Below are 1,368 nucleotides of genomic sequence, written 5' to 3' on the forward strand. Positions count from 1 at the left end.
AAAAATCTATGGTCACCCCCATTTTTGCAATACTGATCAACGGGTGGTGTGGTTGGCTTGCTTAAATCTATCCGGCGTCTGTTTGGGGTATGCCCCAGCGCCACGATGAGAGTCGCGCCTGACGATCCTTAAAAACCGGTCGGCTTCTGAAGCCGATTTTTATGTCAGGATCTTCGCCAGGCCGGTGTGCCGTTCACATCATCTGTTGTTCAGCTATCGCAAAACCTGAAGGGTGAATCGTGGTACTGCAACAACTGCAGGGTCAGGCGTTCAAAGCGTCTGGCCCTGCTTCATATTGCGTATGGCGAGCGGCTATCGCCCAAGCGATACGCGCCAGTTTGTTAGCCAGGGCACAGGCGACGACATTTGAATGTCGTCGACTGAGCAAGGTTTTAACCCAGTCAGCCAGAGCGCCTTTCTGGTGATCCAGCCTCTGCATATAGACCCTGGAACACTGCACCAACAGTTGTCGCAGGTGCTTGTCACCCCGCTTGCTGATCCCCAGCAGATTGGCCTTGCCGCCCGTGCTGTACTGCCTGGGCACTAAGCCAACGGAGGCGGCAAAGTCGCGACCGCATCGGTACTGTTTACCATCGCCCATCTCCACAGCCAGCAGGCTGGCGGTGATCGGGCCGACACACGGCATGCTCAGCAAACGACTGCCCAGATCATCGTTGGCCAGTTGGCCCGCCAGTTCTTTATCCAGCGCTTTGATTTGCTCATCCAGATAGACGAAGTGATCGTGCAGGCGCTGCAATAAGACCGTCAGACGAACGGGTAAGTCGTGCTCGGCCAAAACGCTCGCCAAACGCTTCATGATGGCCAATCCCTTGGGCAGGCTGATTCCAAACTCCAACAGAAAACCGTGCATCTGATTAGCCGTTTTGGTGCGGTCATGCACCAACGATTCGCGCATCCGATGCAGCACAGACAGGGTTTGCTGGGATTCGGTTTTAGGCGTAACGAAGCGCATGGATGGGCGGGAAGCGGCTTCACAGATCGCCTCAGCGTCGACGAAGTCATTTTTGTTGCCCTTGACGAAGGGCTTAACGAACTGCGGGGAAATCAGCTTGGCCGTGTGTCCCATCGCCATCAGTTGGCGAGCGACAAAATGCGACCCTGCACAGGCCTCCATCACCACGACACAGCTCGGCACATTGCCGAAAAACTGCATCATCTGCGCTCGTGAGCATTTTTTGCGAAACACCTCGCGGCCCGACTTATCCTGGCCGTGCAGGTGGAAAGTATGTTTGCCGAGATCGATACCGATCAGTGCTGACTCGCTCATGATGATGGCCTCCGAAAACAAAACACCCCGTGAAAGCGTAGCCCTCACAGGGTGTTGGGGGTGACCATCTCATTAACCGG

The 1,368-nt window shown here is 55.4% G+C and carries 1 protein-coding gene; it reads right to left on the bottom strand.

Translation table 11 applies throughout. The annotated features are described in order from the left end of the window. Nucleotides 1–262 precede the first annotated feature (262 nt). Nucleotides 263–1,288: an IS110 family RNA-guided transposase gene (locus tag TU80_RS31015; RefSeq protein WP_057006147.1), complete on the bottom strand. Its 1,026-nt coding sequence runs from the start codon at nt 1,286–1,288 to the stop codon at nt 263–265. Nucleotides 1,289–1,368 lie beyond the last annotated feature (80 nt).

It is taken from the genome of Pseudomonas veronii (assembly GCF_001439695.1).
Taxonomy (GTDB): Bacteria; Pseudomonadota; Gammaproteobacteria; order Pseudomonadales; family Pseudomonadaceae; genus Aquipseudomonas; species Aquipseudomonas veronii.

Bases quoted from the DNA above. Each gene is read 5' to 3' on its own strand.
- TU80_RS31015 (WP_057006147.1), bottom strand. From the start codon at position 1,288: ATGAGCGAGTCAGCACTGATCGGTATCGATCTCGGCAAACATACTTTC.